The sequence below is a fragment of the Oceanobacillus luteolus genome (assembly GCF_023715655.1).
GTDB classification, from domain to species: Bacteria; Bacillota; Bacilli; order Bacillales; family Amphibacillaceae; genus Oceanobacillus; species Oceanobacillus luteolus.
Map to the genome: position 1 here is coordinate 45679 of NZ_JAMBON010000002.1, position 25210 is coordinate 70888.

Genomic DNA, 25210 nt, shown 5'->3' on the forward strand with positions numbered 1-25210 from the left:
ATATGGAGGGGAAACAAATGGTTTATATAGTTCAGACAGAAGTAGATGGAATCTTATCGGTTTGCAAAGATGAACAGACTGCTGCATGGGAAAAGAACCTATTTGAAGCGAATGGCTTTCAGAATATAGAAATAAAGGAATGTAGCGTTATCTCCTACGATAAAGAGTTTTACGATAAGCAAGTAGAAACTATACAAAGGGAGTGGGGTGTGATTGATTGACTCCACGCTGGATGATCGAACGGAAAGCAACAAACTTTGAACGGGAAGATTTAATGGTCATTGAAATTTATGCTCCAGGTGAAAACAAGGAGCTGGTGAGAGAAGAGAATAAGCAGTGGACGTATGAGAGGGAGTTGTTGTTTGTTGAGAGTTGAAACAAATTGTGGACTAGGGAGTGATGAAATGTATTCAATTTATACGAATTATAAAGTTAGAGATTTACACGACTTTATGAAAAGTGGAAAAGTTGCGAATGCGACTTATTTAGGTGAAGTAAATAATCGTCCTGACATTTATGAGAAAGTGAGTTTTAACGGAAAAACATATGTCGTGAGCATGATAAACGATAGTAAAAAATTATCTTTTGCTCAGGAAATAAAGATTTTAGAGAAGGGCACAGAGTTTGAGTTCGAAAGGGAAGTTGTGTGTCCTTATTGCGGCTCAGAACAGAGTGATAGTTGGGAATTAGACGGCAGTGATGGAGAAGAAAATGAAACGTATTGTGGCACTTGTGGAGAGGATTTTGTTTATATAAGGAATATTGAAATCACCTATTCCTCTTATCCAAAGTAATCAGTAGTCCGAACAAAATACTGACTAATTAAAGGGGGATAACCAATGAACCCTAAGAGAAAAGCCATCTGGGATAAATCAAACGGTCATTGCTGGTACTGTGGAGAAGTTTTAAAGAACGGTTGGCATGTAGATCATTTCCTGCCTGTAAATCGGGTAGCGGGTGATGTAATGAATCCCGAACGAGATGAATTTGATAATTTAGTACCTTCTTGTCCGAGTTGCAATATTATGAAATCCAATATGGGTATCGAAACATTTCGTTGGCTAATCGGAAACTTTGTAACAAGGTTGAATCGAGACGTGACGATATATAGACATGCAAAGCGTTACGGATTGATAAAGGAAACGGGAAAAGAAGTAGAATTTTGGTTCGAAAAGGAGACTAACGATGAATCTAAATGAATTATTCAGCATACAAGCAAAACTGGATGAAAGGATTGTGGAAGAACACGGATTGCAAGGCGAGGATCTAATCGATAAAAAGATACTTGCTCTACAGGTTGAATTAGGTGAGTTAGCGCAAAATTGGCGAGGGTTTAAGTTTTGGAGTAAGGACCAGAAGGCAAGGACAGAAACTCAATGCCATGCTTGTGAAGGAAAGGGATTCTTTGACTTTTCTACACCGTTTAGTAATGAGCATTTTACAGAAGAATGCGGATACTGTGAAGGAACTGGAATTCAAGAGAATAGAAACCCACTCCTAGAAGAATACGTTGATTGCCTGCATTTTATTTTGAGTGTTGGGTTGGAGTTAGGAGCTGAAACATGGCTTTCAAGATATTTTGAGAGAACGGCAATCAATAAAGCTGCAACAATAACAAATTATTTCTTGGAAGTTAAGTATGTGTTTTTGCACATGGGGATGGAAATAAATCTGATGGAGGCTGAACCGCAAGAAGTGAGAGATATTTACGCAAATGGTGTTGACCACTTTTTAGGACTAGGGAAGAAGCTTGGCTTCACCTGGGAACAAATCGAACAAGCCTATCTTGATAAAAACAAGATTAACCACGAAAGGCAAACGGAGGGGTATTGATGCTAGCTACACTTACTGCTGTTGATCAGCGCAAGAGTTACCTTAAAACAAGGCTTAGAGGAATGGGAGTCCATCTCTCAAAGGATAACAGAAATATAGACTATTTATCGCTTTACGAATTGGAATGGCTGCATATCGAAGTATTGAATGAACAATAGGGGGAGAAATCATGCAGGCAATAAGCAGGGTAAGGCATACGGACAAGTATCAGTGTGTGTTGTTATGCATCGAGAAGGAACGCCAAGGATTTGAATGCATTAGAGGGATTGAGCACGTATCTCACTATCACAAGAATTTCAGGATTAATGGTGGTTACGCAGAATACACAGGGGCTAGTGAAAGTGAGTTTTGGGAAGCGATTTACAGGAAGAGAATGGATGAGGTGGTTTAGTGCAGAGGATGAAGAGACGGAGAAGAAACAAATATAACGCTAGAAAAGTAGAGTTTCAGGGGATGGAATTTGATTCTAAGGCAGAATGGGAATTTTACATGCTACTCAAGAATGACAAGCTGGTTAAGGATATAGAATTGCATCCAGAATACACCATAATCGAGCCGTACAAGGTCGAATGCGGGCGCTGTGATGGTAGAGGTAGGACATTCAATAAAAGGACTGGTAACTTCAACAAATGCACTCTATGCCGTGGATATGGGACTAGAGAGAAGGCCGGAGCAAAGTATACAGCAGACTTTAAAGTCACTTACGTTGATGGTCTTGAGGAAATTATTGATGTAAAAGGCGGGCCCGTATCGAAGGATTTCCCATTACGGAGAAAGTTATTTGAGATTGCTGCCGGTAAAGAGTTAATTATTGCTAAGAAAACGAAGAATGGGTGGGAAGTGAAATAATGCTCTTCCAAAATAAATTGATACAAGACCAAATCAATTATCATAAATACGGACTGAAACGCGCTTTGGAAATAATTCAACAAGAATATACGTGCAAAAAATGCGGGTTCAAACATTCAAATACTGAAGGTGTTATTAACTGCTGTAGATAATCCAAGGGTTGAAATCAGGCTCCAGGAGATTGATATATATGGGGAGGTAGCTGAATGAGCGCAACTCTTAAAAGATGCCCATTTTGCAATGGAGAAGCAACTATTTTAGTCAGTGATGATGAAGGGAATGACCGAAACGAAGAATATGAGAGTGACCCGTGGTCAGGATTATCATTCAAGATTGGACACGCTCACGAAAATAATGAAGGTTGCCCGATTGCGAAGTATGAAGAAGATGGCGGCATGATGGGTGTCTACCTTTACGATAGTAGAGAAGAAGCTATTAAAGCATGGAATACACGTATCTAGCAATGTAGCAAAATAGACATAAAAATAGCCGGGGCGCATCTCCCCGGCAACCAATACCAATCCTAACCTATATTATTATACCATACTGAGGGGTTGGTAGCATGAATAGCAAACAATTAGAGAGTTGGGCAGATAGATTACTAGCCGAATATGAAGAGGGAAGAAAAGACTTAGGAAGAATGAAAAGCAATCTCAGCGATGATTACCTTCCAGATCAACAGGATAAAACGCAAATAAACAGCATGATTGACAGCATGACTTACTCCATCGATTGGATGAAAACAGGAAGGCAACCGGATAGTTTCCGTGGTGTTGATAAACGAGATAAGTATCGTGTTAAATTCTATGACGATATGGATATTATTCCAGATATAACTAAGGAATTGAGGAAAGAGCGAGAGCCGTTGTATATGACCCAGGAACAACGAGTAGCTTTAATGCGTGTTATCCATAGTTTTTCAGACAGGGAAAGGCAATGTTATATCATGTATGAAGCAGAGGGGTTAAGTATGCAGCAGATTGCTGACAGATTAGGAATAAGTAAGGGTACAGTTCAGATGTATATAAAACGAGCTAGGGAAAAAGTGGAATCTGTCGCTTCTTAGTTTTATGTCTTACGTTTTGTCTTACGAAGTTCTAACTGTTGAAGGGGATAGAGCACTAATTAAGGGTAGAAGGTTCTCTTTCTAGACCTTACGGTCTTTTAAAAAGATAACTACAAAATAACGGAGGTGAAAACCTCCTTTACAGTCTATGTTTTAAAGTTATCAACATATTCACACTTCCTTACTACAATCATTCGTATATATCGGCTATGATATTGGTAAGGAGGGAATGCTTTTGTATACAGTGGTATATAATCTTGGGAATATTGCTGATTGGTTAACAGCTTTCGGAACAATCGGGGCGGTTATTGTTTCATTATATTTCTCTTATAATAGATCTAGAAAAAAGGCGAAAGTTATCATAAGTAATCGAAAAACAGTTTTAAGTGATAAACTCCTTTTTAGAATTGTGAATACCGGTATAATACCAATTGAGGTTTCTACTTCAAGGCTTTCTATACACGAACCGTGGTGGAGTAAAAAAGATGAAAGGGTAATTCATTTCTCTGACGAGAAACCCATGATGCTAGAGCAGTCAAAAAGTAGAACTATATACATTGATTCGTACACGGTGGATAAAAAACTTGAAGAGTATGAAATTCCAAATGAAAAAAAGATAAAACTAATCTATGTATTTAGAGATACCGAGGGCGCTGCGTATAGTAAGGTTTTTAATTATACTGTTAAGAAGCCTAAGGATATTGAAGAAAAGATGACATTAACATTGAGTGATTTAAAAGATTAGCGAGGCACTCCTAACCGGGTGCTTTTTTTCATGCCCAAAATCGGAGGTGGAGTTGATGTAAATGCCAAACTGGGAAGAAATACAGAAAGAATGGGAAACGAGCAAGACTACATTAAAGGCTTTGGCTGAAAAACATGACGTAAAGTTAGGAACTTTAAAAAGCAGAAAGAGCCGTGAAAAATGGTCAAGGGATGCAACTAAAAAGGATGCAACCCAAACAGAAAGGATGCAACCAAAAAGGGGAGCTCCGAAAGGCAACAAAAACGCTAAGGGAAATAAGGGTAATCCTAACCCAGAGAATCAGTTTACAGAACGGAACACAAAAGCATTGAAACATGGGCTGTTCAGTAGATACATTCCACAGGAAACTCTAGAGATTATGGGAATGCTAGATAAGGATGATCCGGCTGATTTAATCTGGGACCAAATACAAATACAGTATGCTGCTATTATTCGAGCGCAGGAAATCATGTTTGTTACTGATAAGAATGAAATGATTAAGGAATTGAAAAAAGCAAAGTATGAATACCACGAGATGCCGGATGGTGACGGTGGTATTAAGCTTGAGAAGAACTTAATCGAAGAAGAGTTCGAATTCCAATTCGCTTGGGATAGGCAAGCAACTTTCTTAAATGCTCAGTCTAGAGCTATAGCAGAATTACGTTCTTCTATAAAGCAATTCATTGAAATGGCATCTGATGAAGATGAACGTAAATTAAAGCTGGAACAAATGCAAGGTAACATCGATAAGACTAAAGCAGAAATCGAAAGCCTAACGGGCTCAGGTGAATCGAATGCCGTTGATGATTGGGTGGCTGCAATGGGTGAAGTAGATGAATAGAATAGCATTATTTAAAAAGAAGATACCCGTTTATCGCAAAGAGCCTTGGACGTTTGCCAGAGAAGTATTGAATTTTGACCCGGATGAATGGCAACTAGATGTATTGAAGGATTTAGTAAACCATACTCACGTTTCCGTTAGATCAGGTCAAGGAGTCGGTAAAACAGGGCTTGAGGCAGTGGTCGCTTTATGGTTCTTGACCGTTTATCCATTTCCGAAAGTAATAGCAACTGCGCCAACAAGACAACAGCTGCATGATATATTATGGGCTGAAATAGCAAAGTGGCAATCGCAGTCACCATTGCTTGAAAGTCTCTTAAAGTGGACTAAAACAAAGATATATATGCGAAAACACGAAGAAAGATGGTTCGCTACAGCCAGAACAGCTACCAAACCGGAAAATATGCAAGGGTTTCACGAGGACAACATGCTTTTTATCGTGGATGAAGCTTCCGGGGTTGCTGATAATATCATGGAAGCGATTCTTGGTACATTATCCGGTGAAAATAACAAACTATTAATGTGTGGAAACCCTACGAAAACAAGTGGGGTTTTTTATGATTCTCATAACCGAGACAGGCACCATTATCGAACGCATAAAGTTTCTAGCATGGACAGTTCCAGGACAAGCAAAAAGAACATTGATATGCTACTTGAAAAGTATGGAAAAGATAGTGATGTTGCCAGGATTCGTATTTATGGTGATTTCCCGAGAGCGGAAGCTGACACATTTATCCCGCTAGAAATCGTAGAGTTAGCAACAAAATTGGATTATAAGCATAGTCAAGAAACAACTATCGGTGATTTGGGTGTTGACGTGGCACGGTTCGGAGATGATGAAACAGCTATTGTTAAACGAATCGATAATTATGTTTATCCTATCAGGACATATCGTAAGCAAGACACTACAGTAACTACGGGATATGTATTAAAGGCTGCAAGGGAAATGATGAAAGCCAACAAACATTTGAAGCAAATATATATCAAAGTGGACGACAGCGGTGTTGGTGGCGGTGTTACGGACCAATTAAAAGAAAAAATCAGAGAGCAACGTTTACCTTATAAGGTTTATCCAGTCATAAACAACGGTAAGGCTGATGATCATGAACACTACGAAAACGTCGGCACGGAACAATGGGGAGTGCTTAGAGATGTGTTAAACGATAACTTCTCAAAGCACATGCAAGGAGATCCAGTTGAAATATATCTTCCGCAAGACGAAAAACTAATATCACAGTTGACCACAAGGAAATACCGAATAACAAGCCGTGGAAAAATAGCACTAGAACGGAAAGAAGAAATGAAAAAGCGTGGACTGCAATCCCCGGATAGGGCAGATGCGGTCGTTTTGGCGTTTTATAGACCAAAAGATAAAATAAGCATTCTTATGTAAAGGAGGGAGGTCTATTCATGTACCCAATGACAGAAACCGAAACAGAAAGAATAGGAAAACAGCTGCAGGCACAAAAGCCGGACATTAAGATGATTGAGAAATTAATTGAACGCCACGATACAACAAAAATGCGAGAAGGCATCCGTTACTATGAGAATGAAAATGATGTTCTCCAGCGTAATCAATATGCTGTTATCGATGGTGTTAAAATGATTGACCACGAAAAACCAAACAACAGAATCCCTCATGGATGGCATAAATTGTTGGTAGACCAAAAGGTTGCTTATTTGGTAGGACAGCCGATAAACTTTTCGACTGATGATGAGGATTTACTTAAATATATCAACCAATATCTAGGCGAAAAATTCGACGATATAGCAAATGAATTAGTTAAGAATGCATCAAACAAAGGAAAAGAATGGCTCCATCCGTATATTGACGAAAATGGAGAATTTGATTACACCATAACGCCGGCTGAACAATGTATCCCAATTTATGAGGATAAAAGACAAACGAAACTAGAATACATGATTCGTTATTATCCAGTTGTTCTGGGAGAAAAAGAGGTTATCCAGGTTGAACTATGGAGTAAAGAAGATGTAACTTATTTTATCCTGGAAGATAGCACACTCTTATTTGATACATCAGAACTTGTCAATCCGGCATCGCACTTCTATTTTGTGAAAAACCAACAAGAAACTGGTTACGGCTGGGGAAAGGTTCCGTTTATCCCATTCAGGAATAACGAGCAAGAGAAAAGTGATCTCCATTATTATAAACAACTTATTGATGCGTTTGATTTAAAGGTATCTGACAACCAAAACTCATTTGAAGAGATTCAAGAATTGATTTATGTGTTGAAAGGATATGAAGGTCAGTCTCTTTCCGAATTCATGCAGAATCTTAAGTATTATAAAGCGGTAAATGTAGATGGTGATGGTGGAGTTGATACCATTCAAGGGGAAATCCCTATGACAAGCATTGACAGCCATCTAGACCGATTAAGAGAGTCTATTTATACGTTTGGACAAGGAGTAGACGTTCAAACTGATAAGTTTGGGAATGCTCCATCGGGAATCGCGCTAAAATTTCTTTATTCTTTACTAGATTTAAAGAGTGATACGCTAGAAAGAAAGTTTAGGGTCGGAATTCAAGAGTTGATATGGTTCCTATGTGAATATCTGTCAATGTCCAACCTTGGAGAGCATGATTATAAGTCAGTTGACTACACATTTAAGCGCTCCATGATAACCAATGACCTTGAAAACGCTGATATCGCTCAAAAGAGTAAAGGAATCATCAGTGATGAGACCATTGTTAACCATCACCCTTGGGTGGATAATGTCGAGAGGGAAATGGAACGCTTGAAAAAAGAGAAGCAAGAACGTGATTCACTTGTTGACCTTGACGATGAATCGGACGACGAAATAGAGGGTGACGGCAATGACCAAGCCGAATAAAGAACAAAAAGAGCGCGCAGCTGCACTTGATAAACTGGAAAAGCAATTCGAAAAAGAGTTAATCCACAATTACCAGGTCGCATTGAAAGAAATCCGTGCAAGAATAGCCTTCTCTTATGAAAAATACGACGGTAATTGGATTGAAATGAATCGCTATAACCGCTTAACAAAGCTTGAGAAGGAAATAGCTGAGGAAATAAGGAAACTAACCGGAAAGAATGCACAAACGTTGATTAGGGGCATGATGGACCTTTTCGAAGAGTCTTATTATAGAACTGCATATGTACTAACCAATGCGGTTAACTCTGATTTAGGTTTTGTGCTACTGGATAGGGAATTAGTTAGAAAAGCCATAGAAAACCCTTTAGATCGTGTAGGCTTCTTACAACGGAACCGTGACAACCAAGCGAGATTAACCCGGCAATTACGGGAGCAATTAACGCAGTCTCTTATTCAAGGTGAAGCATATAGAACTGCAGCTAAGCGTATTAAAAATCGAATGGATGTTGGCGCAACTAACATATTAAGAATTACACGTACTGAAATGCACCAAACAAGGCAACGCTCCAAATTAGAAGGTATGAAAGAAGGTGCTGAAAGAGGAATTCTTCTAAAAAAGCATTGGTTAGCAACGATTGACAATAGGACAAGGGATAGACACGGTAAACTTGACGGAGTTCAAGTAGATCTTGATGAGCAATTTGAAATCGATGGTTTTAAAGCAGAAGGCCCCGGACTTTTTGGTGTTGCTGAAATGGATATCCAATGTCGTTGCGATGTTTTAGAAGTAGTCGATGGGTTTGAGCCAAGGTACCGACGTGTTAAAGGTGTTGGAATTGTAAGGTACTCTACCTATGAGGAATTCAAAAGGACAGGGTTAAAGTATCAAAAAGTGCATAATTAGAACAATCACTTGCATTAACTCTACTAATCTATCATTCTATTAAAAAAGGAGTGATAGAAATGGATGATGGTAGTGTGAAAATAGACATCATTAACGCTCATTTTCCGAAACAGCTGATGGAAATGGTCCGAAGCATTTACAATCATGAAAAAACAAATGAGCATACAAAACATTTAATTAGGTTTGAACTGCAAAAGATATTTGGAAGGGATACTGATATTGTCGGTTTCCTGAAAGATGATGAACCACTATAACAAGTCGCTTAGGCGGCTTTTTTGTTTGGGGTGAGAATATGGAGAAACACCTAAAAGAAATCGCCAAGGAATTGCGTTTGATTCGGATTGAATTGCAGAAAATGAACAAACAACCGGAACCACAAGAGATGCACATCGATGGTCATAAGGTTGTTGAAGCATTGGAGCCTTCTGCGGGCGATAGAGTGACAATCAAATAACGGAGGTGGTCCATATCTCCTAGCTACCAGGTGCGGTAGCCGTTTGTAAATCGCAAAGGTGGTGCATAATGAAGGTTATTGAATTGAATAAAGATAAAGAAATCGACTGGCTCATAAATGAAATTAAGGAGCTACACGAATCTGACGGATTAGAAACCTTAATATGTGTTTATAGAAAGAAAGACAATATTGTCGCCTTGGGAGCGACTGCAGCTGATTCAGCAGCTCATCTTGGATTATTGGAAATAGGTAAACAACAGTTATTAAATGAATTACAAGATTTATAGGTTGCACTCGGCAGACAAGCGTTGAGTGCTTTTATTATGCAATCATTCGTTCGTACAACGTAAATGTACAACCTGTCGTGTTCGTAAACACGTAAATAAACGTAAGGGAGAAATGAAAGATGAATAGAGAGTTTTTAGAAGGATTAGGGCTTGAAAAAGAAGCGATTGACAAGGTAATGGCGGAATACGGCAAGTCAATCAATTCCATCAAGGAAAAAGCTGATAAAGTCGAAGGTCTAGAAGGTCAAATTGCAGATTATAAACAACAAATCAAAGACCGAGACAAACAGCTTGATGATCTGTCCAAGCAAGTGAAGGATAACGAGGAATTGACAGCTGAGATTGACCGATTGAAAGAAGAGAACAAGACGGCAACAGAAGAACTTCAAAACAAGCTAGATCAACAAGCATTTGACTTTGCGCTTGAAAAGTCACTATCCAATGCCGGAGCAAAGAACCCTAAGGCGGTTAAAGCATTGCTAAATACCGAAAACATTAAATTAGATGGTGAAACGCTTCTAGGCCTGGATGACCAACTCAAGCAATTAAAGGAATCAGATGCTTATTTGTTTGGTGAAGATGAGCCGGCTGGATTGAAAGGAAGAAAACCAAGAGACGGAGCTGGTGGTGCTGACCCAGGTATTAAAAACCCATTCAGTAAAGAACATTTCAATTTAACGGAACAGGGTCGCTTATTACGAGACGACCCAGAGCTTTACAAACAATTAAAGGCGCAAGCCGGACAATAATAAAAGAAAAGGATGATGTTTAAATGACTACACGTTTAGCAGATGTTATTCAACCGGAGATTTTCACTCCATATACAATTCAACGAACAATGGAACTATCGGAATTAGTACAAAGCGGAATTATTGCTAATAATTCGGAATTCGATACTTTAGCAGGCGGACCAAGTAAGCTCATTCACATGCCTTTCTGGAATGATTTAGGTAATGATGAATCCCAAGTAATGCGCGATTCAGGCGATATGAATGTCAATAAAATCACATCTAGTGAAGACGTTGCGCGAAAACACGCTCGTGTAAATGCTTGGGGAGCGAACGGTCTTTCTGCGTTGCTAGCTGGCGATGACCCAATGGCTGCAATTGGTCAATTAGTTTCCTCTTACTGGGCTCGTGACTTACAGCGCACTTTACTTGCTACACTTAGCGGAGTTTTCAAAAGTTCTACGATGTCTCAAAAAGTCTATGATATTACTAATCGTGATGCAGATGCTGGAACTGTCAACTTAAACACGTTCCTTGATGCTACTCAGTTGATGGGAGATGCGAAAGAAGCATTGACGGGAGTTATGATGCATTCTGCCGTCGAAACTGCATTACGTAAGCAAGATTTAATTGAAGATGTACCACAGTCTGAGCAAGGTAAACCAATCTCTTACTTTAACGGTAAGCGTGTAATTGTGGATGACTCTATGTTCTACAATACAGAAACTGGACAAGCTGAAATGTACATTTTCGGGCAAGGCGCAATTGGTCTTGGAAATGGGTCTCATCCGCGTATTATTCAAACAGAAGTGAGCCGAAACGCATTAGCTTATTCTGGTGAAGAAGCACTAGTCAACCGTAAGATTTTCATTCTACATCCTCGTGGAGTTAAGTGGAATGAAGGTGGAGTGACTAACGAATTCCCTACAAACAGTGAACTTGATACAGCGGCACGCTGGACTCGAGTGTACGAGCCAAAAGCTGTCCGTATTGTTAAGTTCCGTTTCAATACAATCGAACAAACACCAACTGAAGTGGGAGTATAATGTAGGGGCATTATTGCCCCTACTTCTTTTTATGAAGGAGTGGTCCGTTAATGATCACATTAAGCGAATTTAAAGACTCTACAGGAATCAAAAACAAAGATGAACAAATAACAGCCTTAATTCCTATTGTAGAGGAACATATAAAGGGTTACTGCAACATTCAAGAAGTTCCAGACGAATACGCTATAAACGCTATCCGAATGATTGAATATCAATTAAATAAGCGCTCAGGAGTCCAATCTGAGTCACTCTCCAGGCATTCTGTCACTTATTCGAACGATTACCCTCCAGACTTATTAAAAGGGCTCAGGAGGCGCTTGCGATGGTAAATGTAATTATTCAACGTTACATGGAAATAGATGATGGCATGGGTGGCAAAGATTACGATTGGGATAATCATCTTGAAATCGAAGGTACTCTTGATCAGTTAAGCGGTGACGAGGTTCTCGCATCCGATAAACTTGGTGAATTATCGAGCCACATTTTCATTATTTTTGAGATTGTAGATGTGAAGCGAGGCGATCGCTTCCTTGTTGGAGATAATAAGGATATCTACAACGTCACAAACGTCGACAATCCCAACAACATGGATAGACACTTGGAAATCAAGTTGAAATATACAGGTGAACGCTATGGTTAATTTCAAATCGAATAAAAGAGAAGTTAAACAGCGCATGGAAAGAGCCAACAGAAACATGCTTGATGCAGTTGGTAAGGCAGCAGTTGCTCACGTTAAATTAGTTACACCTGTTGATATTGGTACTTTACAAGGTTCTATAGAGCATAAAAACGATGATAAGAGCGTTTATGTTGGCTCTACTCTAACATCAGAAGATTATCCTGTTTATGTGGAAAAAGGGACAAGTAAAATGGCAGCACAACCATATATAGAGCCTGGAATCAAACTGAATGCAGGAAACTTACGGACGGTAGCTGAAAGGAATTACAAGCCATGAACAATGTTTATCTAACGTTAATTAATCGGGTACGAGCATTCACAAATCACGATGTCTATAACGGACAAGCAGAAGACAACGCACCTTACCCATATGTCGTGATTAAACTCAATCCAATAGCAAACACTGAAAAAGACCGTGACGATTACTCGCTTACGGTTAGTTGCTGGGATAAAAGAGAATCGCCTTCGCATGCTACCGCCGTTAGATTGGCAGAAGAAGTAAGAAGCGCTTTAATCGATTTTAGACATTTAGACGAAAACAATTTGATTATTGTTAGTCGTCCAAGCGTTGGAGAAATACCTGATCCAGATGAACAGATTAAGCGATATGACGTGACGGCTTTAATTAAAACGTACAGGAGGTAATAAAATGGCTGTATCAACAGTAGGTGTTACCAAACAAACAGCAGAAAGAATGCTTTTAGATGCAGGTGCAATTTATAAGAATTTAACAAGGGATGAAACGTCCGGTGAATGGACTGGTGAAGCTTTAGGGGCTACATCTGGTGGTAATGAGTTTGTGGTTGAAATCGAACAAAGACAACCGGAAATCGATGGCGTGAAATCTCGTATTAAGGGATTAAGTTTTGTCGATACTCACGAGGCTCATTTGGTCGTCAACTTGAAAGAATTGACTGCCCAAAATATTAAAAATGCAATTGGTCCAGCTGATATAGATACATCGGATACAAATTTTGACATTATCACTGGTCGAACAAGCATTAAAGATGAGGATTATCTTGAAAACATCGCATATGTAGGACGCTTGAGTGGTACTCAAAAGCCTGTAATTATCGTGTTGAAGAACGTAATATCTGCAGAAGGTTTTACAATGACCAGCGAGGACAGCAACGAGGCTGTTATTCCTATTACATTTAATGCTCATGCTGACTTTGAAGATGCTCAAGCAGGGAAGACTGCTTACACCATTTACTGGCCAAAAGAGGGAACGGTTGAAGGTCAGGATGCAGGTACTCAATCCATTCAAACGGAAGACGTAACAGAAACAGGAAACTAAGAGAGGGCCTACTCGGTCCTCTTTTTAATTTGGAGGTAAAACAATGAGAAACTTAAATAATTCGGATTTATTTAGAGTCATGAAAATTATTCGCAAGACAGGATTCAAAAATAAAATTAAAAACTTAGATCTCCCGAAAGACGAAAAAGGAAATGTATTGTTATCGGATATGGAATATTATATCGTGCTTTTGATGGAAGTCATCGAAGGTGCGCCAGAGGCAGAAGAAGAGATTTTCAAATTCCTAGGAGATATTGCTGGTGTTTCTGCCAAGAAAATGAAGGAAGATGAGTTTGACCTACTATTACAAGTAATTGAACACTTGAAAGGTCAGGAAAAGTTAGTAGCTTTTTTAGAACAAGCCTTCAAATCGGCGAATTAACTGAGGTTGATATATATGACGTGTTGCTAAAAAGGTATAGCGACATGTCTTTTTTAATGCAGCTAGATACAGACATGTTCATCGATTTGGTTTTTAAGGCGATTGAAATGGATGTAGAGGAAAAAATCTGGGATAAATGGCTGGCAGAACTGCCAAACATGAGCGAGGAGACATTTGTTCCATTTGAAAAGTACAAGGAAGAACACTTCCAACCTCAAGAAGCCGAAAAAGATGATGACGAAATACTTAAAGATGCAGAAGAAATATTGAAAATGATGAACAAGCCAAAATAAGGCTTGTTTTTTAAGGCCTTGATAGAAAGGCGGGTGAATAAATGTTAGAGTTATTCCGCATTTACGGAAAGATTGACTTGCAAGGTGGAGATGAAGCCAACCGAAGCATAGATAACATCGATGGTGGAGCAAGAAGAGCCACAAAGGGAATAAAGAACTTCGTTGCTGGCGTTGGCAAAGTCGCGGCTGGTATCGGTGTTTTTAAAGTATTCAGTGCAGCGGTTGATATGGTTAGAAATTCTATTGACGGAGCTATCTCACGTTATGATACATTAAACAGTTTTCCGAGAGTGCTTCAATTAATGGGATTTGATGCAGAACAATCGGAAAAAGCCATCGATAAGCTATCTGATGGAATAGACGGACTACCAACCACGCTAGATAGTGTGGCAAGTACTACACAGCGAATAGCAACTATGACTGGCGACTTGGATGGCGCCGTGGACACAACCATAGCACTAAATAATGCATTCTTAGCCAGTGGAGCTTCTACTGCAGATGCATCGAGAGGTTTAGAGCAATATGTCCAAATGCTCTCTAAAGGAGAAGTTGACTTACAATCATGGCGTTCATTACAAGAAACGATGCCTATTGGATTAAATAAGACAGCCGAAGCGTTTGGGTTTACAGGTGCATCGGCTCAAAACGACCTTTATGATGCGTTAAAAGATGGAAACATCACATTTGACCAATTCAACGACAAATTGGTTGAGTTGAGTAATGCTACTGGTGGCTTTGCTGAGATGGCTAGGGAAGGCAGTAGCGGTATTCGTACTTCATGGCAAAATATGCAGACTGCAATTGTTAAAGGTGTTGCTGATGTAATCGGGGTGGTTGATGAATCACTTGATAGTTTCGGCGGAATATCCGGTGTTTTTGACAGCATGAAAGGCGGTATTCAAGTCTTTTTTGCTTGGCTTATGACTGCCATTCCAGTTGCTATTTCATTCATAGAGCGATTTAATCCAGCCTTTCAAGCGGTGCATGATTTTATAGTCATCACTGTGCAAAACATAGTGAGTTATGTTATGACCTTCTGGGGAATGCTGGTTTCCTGGTGGCAGGAAAACAACACTCAAATACTCACAACAGCACAAACAATATGGAATACCGTCGTTTCAGTAGTCAGCACTGTCATTCAGGAAGTAGTTAACTTTGTTATATCAATATGGTCCACGTTAACAACATTTTGGCAACAGCATGGTCAGATGATCATGGAAGCCACCCAAAATTTCATGAATGTTGTTTGGAACATTATGCAGGCGATATGGCCAGTCATTCAGTTCTTGGTTATAGACACCTGGAATGCAATTAAGGGTGCTATCCAAGGAGCAATTGCAGTAATAACGGGCATTATTCAGTTTTTCGCAGCCTTATTCACTGGAAACTGGTCTGAAATGTGGAATGCTATTAAGCAAATCGTGAGTGGAGCTGTTCAATTCGTTTGGAACTTCATTCAATTATGGTTTGTAGGTCGAATATTAAAGGCAGGTAAAGCGTTATTTACTGGTCTGAGAGGTATCATTACAAATCTCTGGAATGCAGTAAAATCAATTTTTACTAGCGGAGTAAACACAGCTAGCAATGTAGTGAATACCGGATTTAATTTTATTCGCCAGATTATCACTAATATCCTAAACAGCATCAGGAACACGGTTTCTAATATTTTCAATTCCCTAAGAGGTATTGTATCTAGTGCTTTCAGTCGAGTAACAAGCGCTGTCAGAACTGGTATAAACAACGCTTATAACGTGGTTAAGAATAAAGTTAAAGACTTCTTCAATGCAGGGAAAAACATCGTCACATCAATCGCAGACGGAATCAAAGAAGCGACAAGGTTTGTTACAGATGCCATAAGCGGGGTAGCTTCAAAAGTACGTGACTTCCTTCCGTTCTCACCTGCAAAAGAGGGACCACTCGAAGATTTAGACAAACTGGACTTTGAAGGGCCGATTGGTGACTCCATCCAAAAAGGTGAAAACACAATTAAAAAGAAAATGGCAGATATGCTCGGTTCTATCCATCCGTCTGCAAATGTAAATGTTGGTGGACGTGTAATAACCGGAAGGACTACACAAAGCGCGGCTGGGTCACAAGCAAGCGAAACTGGTGTGGTTGCTACCCTATTGCAAGAGCTAATCCAAGCAGTAAGAGAAGGGAAAAACATTATAATGAATGATCGAGAAGTAGGCCGAATCGTTGAACCACATGTTACCGAAAGACAAAACAGAAAAAAACAAACTAGAGATGCATTTGCATAGAAAGGAGGAGTGCTATGAAATCATTAACATTTAACGGAATTAAAAAAGATTGGCTTTTTCTGTTAAAAGGCAGAAGCAAGCCTCCTTTCGCTTCTGTTAGAAGAAATTTATTAACGACATCAGGCATGGATGGTGCGTATTTACAATCTACTAATGTACAACCTTTGCTGATTAATCAGCCGGTGGGTTTCATCGTGTATGACGATGAGCACGCTTTGCGGTTGAAGGACGAATTAGCAACATGGCTATTCACAGACAGACCCGCAGAACTGGAATTCGATGATGAGCCAGGGAGAACTTACTTTGCTGTAGTACAAAACACGCTCGAAGACTTTGATAAGTTTGCAGAATTTAGACAAGGAACCATTCAATTTTTGGTTTTGGATGGGTATGGGTACGGTCCCGAACGCACCCGCATGCCAATCACTGACACAGCAACCATCAAAAACGAAGGAACAGCCGAAACCGAACCAATTATTGAACTTGAAGTAAACGAATCAATCACCTATGCTATGGTCCAAAATCAAGACGACCTTATTCAATTAGGCGAAGAAACCTATCCGAAATTTATGATGGTGGGACGGCCGCATGATGTCGAACAAACACCATTTGAAAAGTACCAACGAGTTTACTATACGAACGCGAATGACTTGGTAGGATGGACTACTGCAGCTAATAGTGACATCGATGGCGGAGTCGTTGCGGGTAATATTGTTTCTCGGAATAACAGATTCGTGGCAGATTCTTACGGCGAAGGCTCTAACTGGCACGGACCGGCAATTAAGACAAGCGTTCCAAGACCTATCCGTGATTTCCGTTTATCCGCATTTGTCGGATTTTTAAACGAATCCCAGGGCAATATGGTCGGTCGGTTGGAAATATACCTATTGGACATAAACGGCAACGCAGTCGCTAAGATGGCGTTAAAAGACACGTCTGCAAATCGTGCTGCAGTTTTTGCGGAGATGCGGGCAGGCGACCGAAATAGTAATGATATGATCCTCTCCGGTTTTCCGAATCGAGAGACTGGCTGGAATAACTTTAGTGGTCAACTAAGAATCTCCCGAGAATGGGACGAACGCATGAAGGAGAATGCTTGGAGTGCCTATGTCGCTTTGGTCGATACTTCCACAGGAAGACACCATGGAAGAAGGATGGTCAGTGAATGGAGAGACGGCGGTAAATACAGCCGTACAGTTGCTCAAATCGTTGTTCATATCGGTACAGTCGGCAATCATACGCCGGTGCACGCTAATTCAGGAGTATCTAGTATAATTCTCCAAGAAATTGTAAAAGAACCCGAGGGAGTGCCGTATATTGCCCACGCAGGGGATATTATTACGTTTGATTCCAAAACAGAAGATGTGTTCATCAATGGTGAGCCTAGAAATGATCTATTAGACTTTGGAACTGATTTTATAAATCTAGTAAAAGGGGATAATCGATTGATTTTTCATCCGAGCAGTTTTAGTAGGCGGGTTGTTAAGTATCGGGAGAAATTTAGATAAGGAGAGGTTAATAATGGATAATTTTACAGTAAAGGCTGTAGATATCAATGCTCCAGAAATGGAGCATGTCAAAGGTTTAATCATCATGCTATCTAATAGAGTAGAGAGGTTAGAGAAAAAAATAGATGCACTCGATGAGGAAAAACGAGTAGCATCTAAAAAAGAATTTAACGAAGCTGTAAGTTTTTTCAGTGAAGAATTAGACAAACTGAATCAACTTATTTGAAACTGTTTCTAATCTTTTTATCTCTTTCTATGCGTTCGTAGACATCTTTCCATATTTTCTTGGATAGATTTCTAGAATTAAGCGATTGGGAAATAATCTCGGCAATCGCCTTTTCTAATTCCGGGTGATTAACCCCGTGCTTTTCAAAAGCGCTTTTTACTAATTCATCATAATTATTCATACACTCACCTCCCTCGTTGTCAATATTCGACATTTGGGAGGTTTTATCCTTTAGAAAGGAGGAAATCCATTGTCAAAAATAATCATTACAGATGGACAAACAGACGAAATACTTGAACGCATCGGCAGAAAAGATGTTATCGAAAATGATCATGAACGGGATTTGTCTGCATATCTCGAAACCTTTACTTTCACGGCACTCGGAAACAAGCGATATGCCCAATACTTGACCGATAAAAATCGAATTATTATTCCTGGTGAAGATGGTGAATGGCGAGAGTTTGTTATTCGGTTTACAGACAAATATCGGGATGATGAAACAGTTTTGATTGACGTTATTGCGTATGGATCCTATCAAGAATTAGTAGGCTCCAAAATTATCCGTTCCGGCAGAACTGCATCACAATCGGCTGAAGCGCATGCCAGAGAAATCTTAGCAGGAACAGAGGTCCAAGTCGGAGAAGTAGCGCACACTGGATTACGTACAATCACCCGAGAAAATCATACAGATCCATTCAGTGCATTAAAGTCACTGGCAAATGAATTCGACTTAGAGCTAGACTTCCGCGTTGAAATCGACGGTAATAATATCACTCGTTATGCTGATTTGGTTAAACGTGTAGGAAATTGGAACGGCCGATATGTAACTTTTGGAAAAGACCTGCAAAGCATCCGCCGGAAAGAAGAAACAGACCCGGTCACTGCCCTTTTGGTAATCGGTCCAGAAAGAGAAGATGGTACACGTATGGAAGTCTTTGTTGAGGATGAGGATGCCCGGAATCGCTGGGGGAGACGAGGGCAGCATATTGTCGCTGTTTACGAACCGCAGACCGAAAATGAGGATATCACAGAGGAAAGGTTACGTACTCTTGGCCGTACCGAGCTAGATAAACGCATCAATGCAGTTATCTCCTTCGAAGCCAACATTGTAGACCTAGAGCATGTCCCTGGAATGGAGAACAAGAAAATCCGGTTTGGCGATACCATCCGAACAAAGGACGAAACCTTCAACCCGCCGTTATTTGTGGATGCCCGTATCTACAAGCAAAACAGGGACATATTCAATCCATCTTCTAAACGTGTTGAACTCGGAGATTTCACCGAATACACCGTCGAACAAATCCGGGAAAACTGGGAATCTATCCGAGAAGAGCTGGAGAAGAAAATAAGGTGGTTGGATATAAAAGGCGGCATTGGTGATATTCGTTTCACTATTGTCTCCTATCGGGAGCCGTTAAAGGCGGAGAAGTCCGGTTATGATAGTGAATTCAATGCGCTTTATAACAATTCCGACTTAAACCCTACCGTCCGTGGGAATCTGAACGCAGCGAAATTAAATTATGATGCTTCGTATAATGCGATAATAAGTACGATAAATACTAAAGAAAGTGCAGAATCGTTATCCGAGATAGATTTGGAAGAAGTCCATAATTTATATCAGAATTACGAAATCGATCTATCTGCATTAAAGCAAAATATGGAACTTGCTACAGATGATATCGCCCAAAAGAAAGCGAATGATGCAGAAGAGGGCGCGAATCGGTACACTGATAACAGTTTAGTGAACATCAATGAGGAACTAGAACGGGCGCAACAGGAAATTGACCGAGCTAACAGGGAAATAGATGATGCAAAAATCGAGATTGGTGATGCCAAAGATAGGTTAGAAACTGCAGAATTGGATTTACAAACTGCAAGCGGGAAGATTGACAATGCACTAGTCCAACTCGAAGATTTAGATAGAGCGTTGAGAGATGTTAATAATAGTCTTGCTGATAAAGTAAACGTCGTTGACTATAACCAGAAAATCGGTGAAATTACGAACGATATTGCTTCTAAAGTTGATGGTGAGTGGGTGGATGGTAGGTTAAGGGCGAAGGCTGATGTGGAGAGTGTATATATAAAATCCGAGATAGATGGAATGTTTGATAACGTAGTATCTATTACTGCATATCAAACAGACCAACAAGGGATTGTAGAGCGTTTTGAAAGCGCAGAATCTCGAATCTATCAAAATGAGCAAGCTATAGGTGGAATGGTCAAGCAGATAGATTATAACGCCGACCAAGGGAGATTAGAAGAGCGTTTGACAGAATGGGAACGCACTGCGGATGGATTTAATCAGTCCGTAAGTAGATTGCAGACTGATTTTGATAATTTGGAGATTGGGGGAAGGAACCTTTTAGTCAATACCAGTGAAGTTTTAAAGACTTATACGAAAAGCAGTTGGGACTGGAACAATCAGAATCTAACACCTGCACAATTAGAGCAGTTCGGTATAGGAGTAGGTACCGAATTAACATTAAGAGTTTACATTGATAAGCCTACAATGGATGCACGTGCCTTTATTCAGTTTACATCTACGGCGCCAGCTTACCGTCAAAACTATGGAAATACTATTAAGGCTGGGCAAAGCGGTTGGTCTACTTTAACTATTAAAGTTGTTCAGGCTGATTTGAATAATTTGAGTAGGATGAATGTGGCTGTAAGAGGTGTTACTAATGCTAGTGGAACGGCTGGAATAAGTCATAAGAAGTTAGAAAGGGGAAATAAAGCTACCGACTGGACCCCTGCACCAGAGGACCATCAAGAGTTCACTTATACGCAAATTCGACAGCTTGCAGATGAAATTGACTTAACCTATGCAAAAAATAACGAGCTTATTGCAGGGGTCCGAATCGGCGACCCGAATCCAATTAACGGCGCCAACGTTGAAATTACCGGAGACACAGCTATTTACGGAAGAATCAGTGCCCCAAATGCTACTTTCCTAAGTCTAACAACCGAAGATATGACAGCTATTAGAGCAACAATCCGAGACAGTACCGTAACCGGAAACCTTAACGCAAACAATGCCACTTTCCAAAGTGGCAGATTTAATTCAGCTACAATCGTGGATGCCACTATTCAAAATGCGAATATTACAGGTACCTTAAATGGGGTTGGTGGTCGTTTCACCGGACAGCTTGATGGGGTCAACGGGACTTTCACTGGAGATATGACAGCTGGGAGAATCCTGTCTAACACGTCTATAGATGTTACCACGGATCTAAAAGTTGGAGATAATATCTATCTCGGACAGAGTAGAAGCACAGCCGGTAAGCTCATTAGTTTTAACGGAATAGGGAGTACCGTCAATACAGGTATCCTATCGATATATTCGGGCGCTCGAATGAATATGCGATTATTCACAGAAGGTTATGTCCAAATGCTCGCAGATGAATTGATTGTCGATGGAGATTTAACAGCGGATGTATTAAGGACGACAGGCGGAGCAAGTTACGGAGAAACCGGACTATACACCTATCTCCGACCAGCAGGCAACAACGACCATTCTATTAGATTTACCAACGGTTCTGGTTATGTTGCGATTCTAGTAGATGGGAATGTAACTCACGCATTTCGTACCGACGGAACAAAAATCGGTGGTACCATTGACATTGATGGCGAAAGGCTGGGAATGTCCCCGATTGATAGCCCTCAAATATTGCTGTCTGTGTTATTGCCGAATGTGGATGTGAAGGCAGGAAAAACGACTGAAATACAATTGAATGAAAAATTCGCAAAGGCAATCGCGAATTTGGCAGTTTTTCCAAGTCAACCTGTAAAAATCAAGAAAGGCAGTGGAAGATTTACTGTCACGGCGGACAAGGATTTAACAGTAGATTTTATGATTTACGGCGAACGTACCGGATATGAAGGTACATTCTGGCTAGATACCGAAGAGGAGGAAGTAGCATGAAATTGACAATACAAGACGCATACGACATTACCCAAGGATTAAAAGGACTGTTAGATAAAGAGCTGCCAACATCGGTGGCTTTTTCTATTCAGCGTAACTTTAAAAAGATTGGGGAGGAGGTCGGTAATGCCAACGAAGTCCGTAATAAATTAGCGAAGAAATATAAGGAATTCACTGACGATGATGGATACTTTACGGATGATAAGAAGAAATCCGAATACAACAAGGAATTGAATGAGTTAATGCGGCAAGAAATTGAAGTGGAGTTAAATATTTTAAAACTCTCTGATCTAGGCGATTATATTAAACCGCGTACTTTAGGCTTGATTGAAAAGATTATTGAGGAGGATGAATAATGAGGGTAAATATCACAAACGTAAACATGCGCTACAATGCTGAGGGATTAGAAAACGTACAGGTTCATTTCAGTGGACATGACGATGTAAGGACAATAAAAGTAAGCGGATATATCCCATTAACAGCAGAGGAATACGCAGGGAATGAAGCTGTGACAGCTTTGGAAGTTATCGTAAGGGAACGGGTATCAACAAAAATAATGGAACCAGAAAACGCTGAATAAGCATTTTTATATGTAAAGCAGGACTTTGTCCCCTCTTGTCGAATAAGTAGATAGGAGGGGATAGTATGAATCCAGAGAAGTCAATGGAATATGTATTTGCTTATGCGAAAAATGGAGACGAAAAAGTCTATGACTTTCTTTCAACAAAATCAAAGGAAGAACTGAGCGACATCTCTGTACAAGATATCACTTCGTCACTTCAGAGGTTTTTTCAAGACAAAGTGCTATCTCAAGGAATTAAATCGGAAAATAGTGATGAAGTTTCATTTGATTTGGTTGATTTAAAGGCACCTTTAGACTTATATCGAGTAAGTCTAGTCAAAGAAGAACGGGAATATAAGTTTATATGGAGCAAAGATGCATACAATCAGTATAAATAATTAAAAGAATTAGGAAATAAACAGGAGTTCCTTCTTCTCTGTCGAATAATGACTTGGGAGGGGATAAAATGAATCTAAAATTTAAAGACTCGCATTCAGAATATCATCCTGGTTGGGGTGCGGGCGAAGGTACCGTAGATCGCGAGGAGTATTTTTGTCCTTGTGGAAAAGGGACTGTCACTTACGAGAAAGATAATATACCAGGTTTTAGAAGTAAGGATATTTATTGCGATTGTCAGGAGTGTAATAGAAAATATAATTTTTCTAGAGGAGTCACCACAGAAATTAAATAGTTAATTTTAAAGCATCCCAACAGCGGGGTGCTTTTTTCATGTCAAAAAAAGGGGGTCATTGAAATTTTAAAGGAGATGACAAGATGGGAGCTGTTAATTTGGAACATTTAGAGGCGGCACGTTTATATTTATTTGGTGATGTTAAGTTTCTACACTTATTGTTATTACTAATGGCATTGGATATCGTTACAGGTGTATTTAAGGCTTGGAAAAACCAAAACTTATGGAGTCGAAAATCACTCTTTGGTTATGCAAGAAAAATACTTGTGTTGGTAGTAATAATTTTGGCGAATGTTATAGATCAGATTTTAGGATTACAAGGCGCTGTTACTTATGCAACAGTCCTTTTTTATATTGCCAATGAAGGTTTATCGATTTTGGAGAATCTAGCACAAGTAGGTGTATTAGTGCCGACAAGCTTGGCTGAACGATTGAAGACAATAGACAATAGCGGCCAAACGCTTCCAGAAGAAGTTGCAAAGGAATTTACTACGAAAGGCGGAGATGAATAATGGCAAAAATCTATCTAGACCCAGGACACGGTGGAACAGACCCGGGAGCACAAGGAAATGGACTACAGGAGAAAAATGTTAACTTAGCAATTGCACTAAAAACACGCGATATTCTAAACCGTGATTATGAGGGCCATTCCATTCGAATGAGCCGAACTGGAGATCAAACGAGAAGCCTTACACAACGTACGAATGATGCGAACAGCTGGGGCGCTGATTACTTTGTCTCTATTCATATTAATGCTGGTGGCGGAACTGGCTATGAGGACTTTATTTATAATGGTAGCGTATCAAGTCAAACTGTAACATACCGAGATCGAGTTCATGCAGAAATTACGAAGCAAGTGGACTTTAACAACCGCGGTAAAAAACGCGCTAACTTCCATGTGCTTCGTGAAACTCGTATGCCAGCAGTATTAACTGAAAATGGGTTTATTGATAACGCTAGTGATGCTGCTAAGCTTAAGTCTGATGCATATTTAAACCGAATTGCACTTGGACATGCGAATGGTATCGCAAAAGCTCTAGGATTAAGACGTAAATCCAGTGGCGGTGGTAACACATACACCGTTAAAGCTGGAGATACACTTTGGAGCATCGCTAAAGCTTACAACACAACTGTTTCTCAACTGAAGAGCCTGAACAATTTAACTGATGATACAATTTATCCAGGGCAAGTACTAATCGTTTCTGGAGCTGTTTACCATACAGTTAAGTCTGGAGAAACACTGTGGGGAATTGCGCGGCAGTATAATACTACTGTAAATGTGATCAAGAACCTAAATAGTTTGACTGGCGATATCATTCAGCCGGGGCAAAGACTTAGAGTAAGATAAATGTTATAATTAAAGTAACAATATGTAGGTAGTTGGTTATGTATGTAGTACCACGTTTTAGGCCAAGGTGTGGAAAGCTTTGGCCTACTTTGTGATATAATAGTAAGCAAATATACGTATGCCGACCGGGAAGTGTGGAGAAACTTCCTGGTCTTTTTTTATTTATTTTACTCCATTATTATCCCCTCACTGTCAGCTTAGGATTCAAATAATCACCTTGATATTTCCGTTCAAACCTCCAAAAAAGTTTAATTGATTTATTAATAATTAGTAACAATTATTAAATATTAATAGAAAAATGTTCTGTTTAGTGTTATTATTTGTATATACAAGGTAATACTTATTATAAACACACTAAACTCCACCGGGACTGCATGTTTTATTTTTTAAACTATTGCTTCTTTGGTGGTTTTTATTAAACATTTTTTGGGGGTG

The 25210-nt window shown here is 39.7% G+C and carries 38 protein-coding genes; 37 read left to right on the forward strand and 1 reads right to left on the reverse strand.

Annotated elements, in window-relative coordinates; all coding sequences use genetic code 11:
• Positions 1–17: 17 nt before the first annotated feature.
• The 30 genes from M3210_RS02905 to M3210_RS03050 all read left to right on the forward strand — a co-directional run bounded on the left by M3210_RS02905 (position 18) and on the right by M3210_RS03050 (position 18252).
• Positions 18–221, forward strand: coding sequence for a hypothetical protein (locus M3210_RS02905; protein ID WP_251511225.1), 204 nt, complete (start codon positions 18–20; stop codon positions 219–221).
• On the forward strand, positions 218–376 hold the full coding sequence (locus tag M3210_RS02910; RefSeq protein WP_251511227.1) for a hypothetical protein: 159 nt from the start codon (positions 218–220) through the stop codon (positions 374–376). The genes M3210_RS02905 and M3210_RS02910 overlap by 4 nt, the downstream gene beginning before the upstream one ends.
• Positions 377–404: 28 nt before the next feature.
• Positions 405–794 (forward strand): hypothetical protein, encoded by a 390-nt coding sequence (locus M3210_RS02915; RefSeq protein ID WP_251511229.1) that lies wholly within the window; start codon positions 405–407, stop codon positions 792–794.
• A gap of 45 nt (positions 795–839) precedes the next feature.
• Complete coding sequence (locus tag M3210_RS02920; RefSeq protein ID WP_251511231.1) at positions 840–1199, forward strand: HNH endonuclease; 360 nt, start codon at positions 840–842, stop codon at positions 1197–1199.
• On the forward strand, positions 1186–1833 hold the full coding sequence (locus M3210_RS02925; RefSeq protein ID WP_251511233.1) for a dUTP diphosphatase: 648 nt from the start codon (positions 1186–1188) through the stop codon (positions 1831–1833). Before M3210_RS02920 ends, M3210_RS02925 begins: the two co-directional genes overlap by 14 nt.
• Positions 1833–1991: a hypothetical protein gene (locus tag M3210_RS02930; protein ID WP_251511235.1), complete on the forward strand. Its 159-nt coding sequence runs from the start codon at positions 1833–1835 to the stop codon at positions 1989–1991. Before M3210_RS02925 ends, M3210_RS02930 begins: the two co-directional genes overlap by 1 nt.
• Positions 1992–2081: 90 nt before the next feature.
• Entirely contained in the window at positions 2082–2261 is a 180-nt protein-coding gene (locus tag M3210_RS02935) for a hypothetical protein (RefSeq protein ID WP_251511237.1), read from the forward strand.
• The gene (locus M3210_RS02940) at positions 2233–2682 is read left to right on the forward strand and encodes a DUF1064 domain-containing protein (RefSeq protein WP_251511238.1); all 450 of its coding nucleotides are present in this window, start codon (positions 2233–2235) and stop codon (positions 2680–2682) included. Before M3210_RS02935 ends, M3210_RS02940 begins: the two co-directional genes overlap by 29 nt.
• Positions 2683–2888: 206 nt before the next feature.
• Positions 2889–3143: a Lar family restriction alleviation protein gene (locus M3210_RS02945; RefSeq protein ID WP_251511239.1), complete on the forward strand. Its 255-nt coding sequence runs from the start codon at positions 2889–2891 to the stop codon at positions 3141–3143.
• Positions 3144–3244: 101 nt separating this feature from the next.
• Positions 3245–3748: a sigma-70 family RNA polymerase sigma factor gene (locus M3210_RS02950; RefSeq protein WP_251511240.1), complete on the forward strand. Its 504-nt coding sequence runs from the start codon at positions 3245–3247 to the stop codon at positions 3746–3748.
• 235 nt (positions 3749–3983) lie between these two features.
• Positions 3984–4493 carry a hypothetical protein gene (locus M3210_RS02955; protein ID WP_251511241.1) on the forward strand — a complete coding sequence of 170 codons (510 nt, stop codon included), beginning with the start codon at positions 3984–3986 and terminating at the stop codon, positions 4491–4493.
• A gap of 61 nt (positions 4494–4554) precedes the next feature.
• Entirely contained in the window at positions 4555–5334 is a 780-nt protein-coding gene (gene terS / locus M3210_RS02960) for a phage terminase small subunit (protein WP_251511242.1), read from the forward strand.
• Entirely contained in the window at positions 5327–6727 is a 1401-nt protein-coding gene (locus M3210_RS02965) for a DEAD/DEAH box helicase family protein (RefSeq protein WP_251511243.1), read from the forward strand. The genes terS and M3210_RS02965 overlap by 8 nt, the downstream gene beginning before the upstream one ends.
• Before the next feature lie 17 nt (positions 6728–6744).
• On the forward strand, positions 6745–8187 hold the full coding sequence (locus M3210_RS02970) for a phage portal protein (protein WP_251511245.1): 1443 nt from the start codon (positions 6745–6747) through the stop codon (positions 8185–8187).
• Positions 8171–9091 carry a phage head morphogenesis protein gene (locus M3210_RS02975; protein WP_251511248.1) on the forward strand — a complete coding sequence of 307 codons (921 nt, stop codon included), beginning with the start codon at positions 8171–8173 and terminating at the stop codon, positions 9089–9091. Before M3210_RS02970 ends, M3210_RS02975 begins: the two co-directional genes overlap by 17 nt.
• Positions 9092–9150: 59 nt before the next feature.
• A complete protein-coding gene (locus M3210_RS02980) occupies positions 9151–9345 on the forward strand; it encodes a hypothetical protein (protein WP_251511250.1) in 195 nt (64 codons plus the stop codon).
• Between the two features lie 38 nt (positions 9346–9383).
• Positions 9384–9545 (forward strand): hypothetical protein, encoded by a 162-nt coding sequence (locus tag M3210_RS02985; protein ID WP_251511252.1) that lies wholly within the window; start codon positions 9384–9386, stop codon positions 9543–9545.
• Positions 9546–9613: 68 nt separating this feature from the next.
• Entirely contained in the window at positions 9614–9832 is a 219-nt protein-coding gene (locus M3210_RS02990; protein ID WP_251511254.1) for a hypothetical protein, read from the forward strand.
• A gap of 119 nt (positions 9833–9951) precedes the next feature.
• Complete coding sequence (locus tag M3210_RS02995) at positions 9952–10581, forward strand: phage scaffolding protein (protein WP_251511256.1); 630 nt, start codon at positions 9952–9954, stop codon at positions 10579–10581.
• Positions 10582–10604: 23 nt separating this feature from the next.
• Positions 10605–11606: a major capsid protein gene (locus tag M3210_RS03000; RefSeq protein ID WP_251511259.1), complete on the forward strand. Its 1002-nt coding sequence runs from the start codon at positions 10605–10607 to the stop codon at positions 11604–11606.
• A 50-nt stretch (positions 11607–11656) separates the two neighbouring features.
• Positions 11657–11935, forward strand: coding sequence for a phage head-tail connector protein (locus M3210_RS03005; RefSeq protein ID WP_251511261.1), 279 nt, complete (start codon positions 11657–11659; stop codon positions 11933–11935).
• Positions 11929–12246 (forward strand): phage head closure protein, encoded by a 318-nt coding sequence (locus tag M3210_RS03010; protein ID WP_251511263.1) that lies wholly within the window; start codon positions 11929–11931, stop codon positions 12244–12246. Before M3210_RS03005 ends, M3210_RS03010 begins: the two co-directional genes overlap by 7 nt.
• Positions 12239–12562 carry an HK97-gp10 family putative phage morphogenesis protein gene (locus M3210_RS03015; RefSeq protein WP_251511265.1) on the forward strand — a complete coding sequence of 108 codons (324 nt, stop codon included), beginning with the start codon at positions 12239–12241 and terminating at the stop codon, positions 12560–12562. Before M3210_RS03010 ends, M3210_RS03015 begins: the two co-directional genes overlap by 8 nt.
• A complete protein-coding gene (gene gp17 / locus M3210_RS03020; RefSeq protein WP_251511267.1) occupies positions 12559–12930 on the forward strand; it encodes a tail completion protein gp17 in 372 nt (123 codons plus the stop codon). The genes M3210_RS03015 and gp17 overlap by 4 nt, the downstream gene beginning before the upstream one ends.
• Positions 12931–12934: 4 nt before the next feature.
• A complete protein-coding gene (locus tag M3210_RS03025) occupies positions 12935–13582 on the forward strand; it encodes a hypothetical protein (protein ID WP_251511269.1) in 648 nt (215 codons plus the stop codon).
• A gap of 43 nt (positions 13583–13625) precedes the next feature.
• Positions 13626–13964, forward strand: a complete 339-nt coding sequence (locus tag M3210_RS03030; RefSeq protein ID WP_251511270.1) for a hypothetical protein — start codon at positions 13626–13628, stop codon at positions 13962–13964.
• A 44-nt stretch (positions 13965–14008) separates the two neighbouring features.
• Entirely contained in the window at positions 14009–14257 is a 249-nt protein-coding gene (locus tag M3210_RS03035; protein WP_251511272.1) for a hypothetical protein, read from the forward strand.
• 41 nt (positions 14258–14298) lie between these two features.
• The gene (locus M3210_RS03040; RefSeq protein ID WP_251511274.1) at positions 14299–16518 is read left to right on the forward strand and encodes a phage tail protein; all 2220 of its coding nucleotides are present in this window, start codon (positions 14299–14301) and stop codon (positions 16516–16518) included.
• Positions 16519–16532: 14 nt separating this feature from the next.
• Entirely contained in the window at positions 16533–18026 is a 1494-nt protein-coding gene (locus M3210_RS03045) for a distal tail protein Dit (protein WP_251511276.1), read from the forward strand.
• Positions 18027–18039: 13 nt separating this feature from the next.
• Complete coding sequence (locus M3210_RS03050) at positions 18040–18252, forward strand: hypothetical protein (RefSeq protein WP_251511279.1); 213 nt, start codon at positions 18040–18042, stop codon at positions 18250–18252.
• Here M3210_RS03050 and M3210_RS03055 read toward each other — a convergent pair.
• Positions 18245–18433: a serine acetyltransferase domain-containing protein gene (locus M3210_RS03055; RefSeq protein WP_251511282.1), complete on the reverse strand. Its 189-nt coding sequence runs from the start codon at positions 18431–18433 to the stop codon at positions 18245–18247. The two genes, M3210_RS03050 and M3210_RS03055, sit on opposite strands and share 8 nt — an antisense overlap.
• A gap of 69 nt (positions 18434–18502) precedes the next feature.
• On the opposite strand from M3210_RS03055, the gene M3210_RS03060 reads away from it, so the two are divergent.
• The 7 genes from M3210_RS03060 to M3210_RS03090 all read left to right on the forward strand — a co-directional run bounded on the left by M3210_RS03060 (position 18503) and on the right by M3210_RS03090 (position 24775).
• Positions 18503–22174 (forward strand): phage tail spike protein, encoded by a 3672-nt coding sequence (locus M3210_RS03060; protein WP_251511284.1) that lies wholly within the window; start codon positions 18503–18505, stop codon positions 22172–22174.
• Positions 22171–22530, forward strand: coding sequence for a hypothetical protein (locus M3210_RS03065; RefSeq protein WP_251511287.1), 360 nt, complete (start codon positions 22171–22173; stop codon positions 22528–22530). The genes M3210_RS03060 and M3210_RS03065 overlap by 4 nt, the downstream gene beginning before the upstream one ends.
• Positions 22530–22754, forward strand: a complete 225-nt coding sequence (locus M3210_RS03070) for a hypothetical protein (protein WP_251511289.1) — start codon at positions 22530–22532, stop codon at positions 22752–22754. The genes M3210_RS03065 and M3210_RS03070 overlap by 1 nt, the downstream gene beginning before the upstream one ends.
• A gap of 65 nt (positions 22755–22819) precedes the next feature.
• Entirely contained in the window at positions 22820–23134 is a 315-nt protein-coding gene (locus M3210_RS03075) for a hypothetical protein (protein ID WP_251511291.1), read from the forward strand.
• Between the two features lie 68 nt (positions 23135–23202).
• Entirely contained in the window at positions 23203–23427 is a 225-nt protein-coding gene (locus M3210_RS03080; protein ID WP_251511292.1) for a hypothetical protein, read from the forward strand.
• A gap of 83 nt (positions 23428–23510) precedes the next feature.
• The gene (locus tag M3210_RS03085; RefSeq protein WP_251511302.1) at positions 23511–23939 is read left to right on the forward strand and encodes a phage holin family protein; all 429 of its coding nucleotides are present in this window, start codon (positions 23511–23513) and stop codon (positions 23937–23939) included.
• Positions 23939–24775 carry an N-acetylmuramoyl-L-alanine amidase gene (locus tag M3210_RS03090; protein ID WP_251511304.1) on the forward strand — a complete coding sequence of 279 codons (837 nt, stop codon included), beginning with the start codon at positions 23939–23941 and terminating at the stop codon, positions 24773–24775. The genes M3210_RS03085 and M3210_RS03090 overlap by 1 nt, the downstream gene beginning before the upstream one ends.
• Positions 24776–25210: the final 435 nt, after the last annotated feature.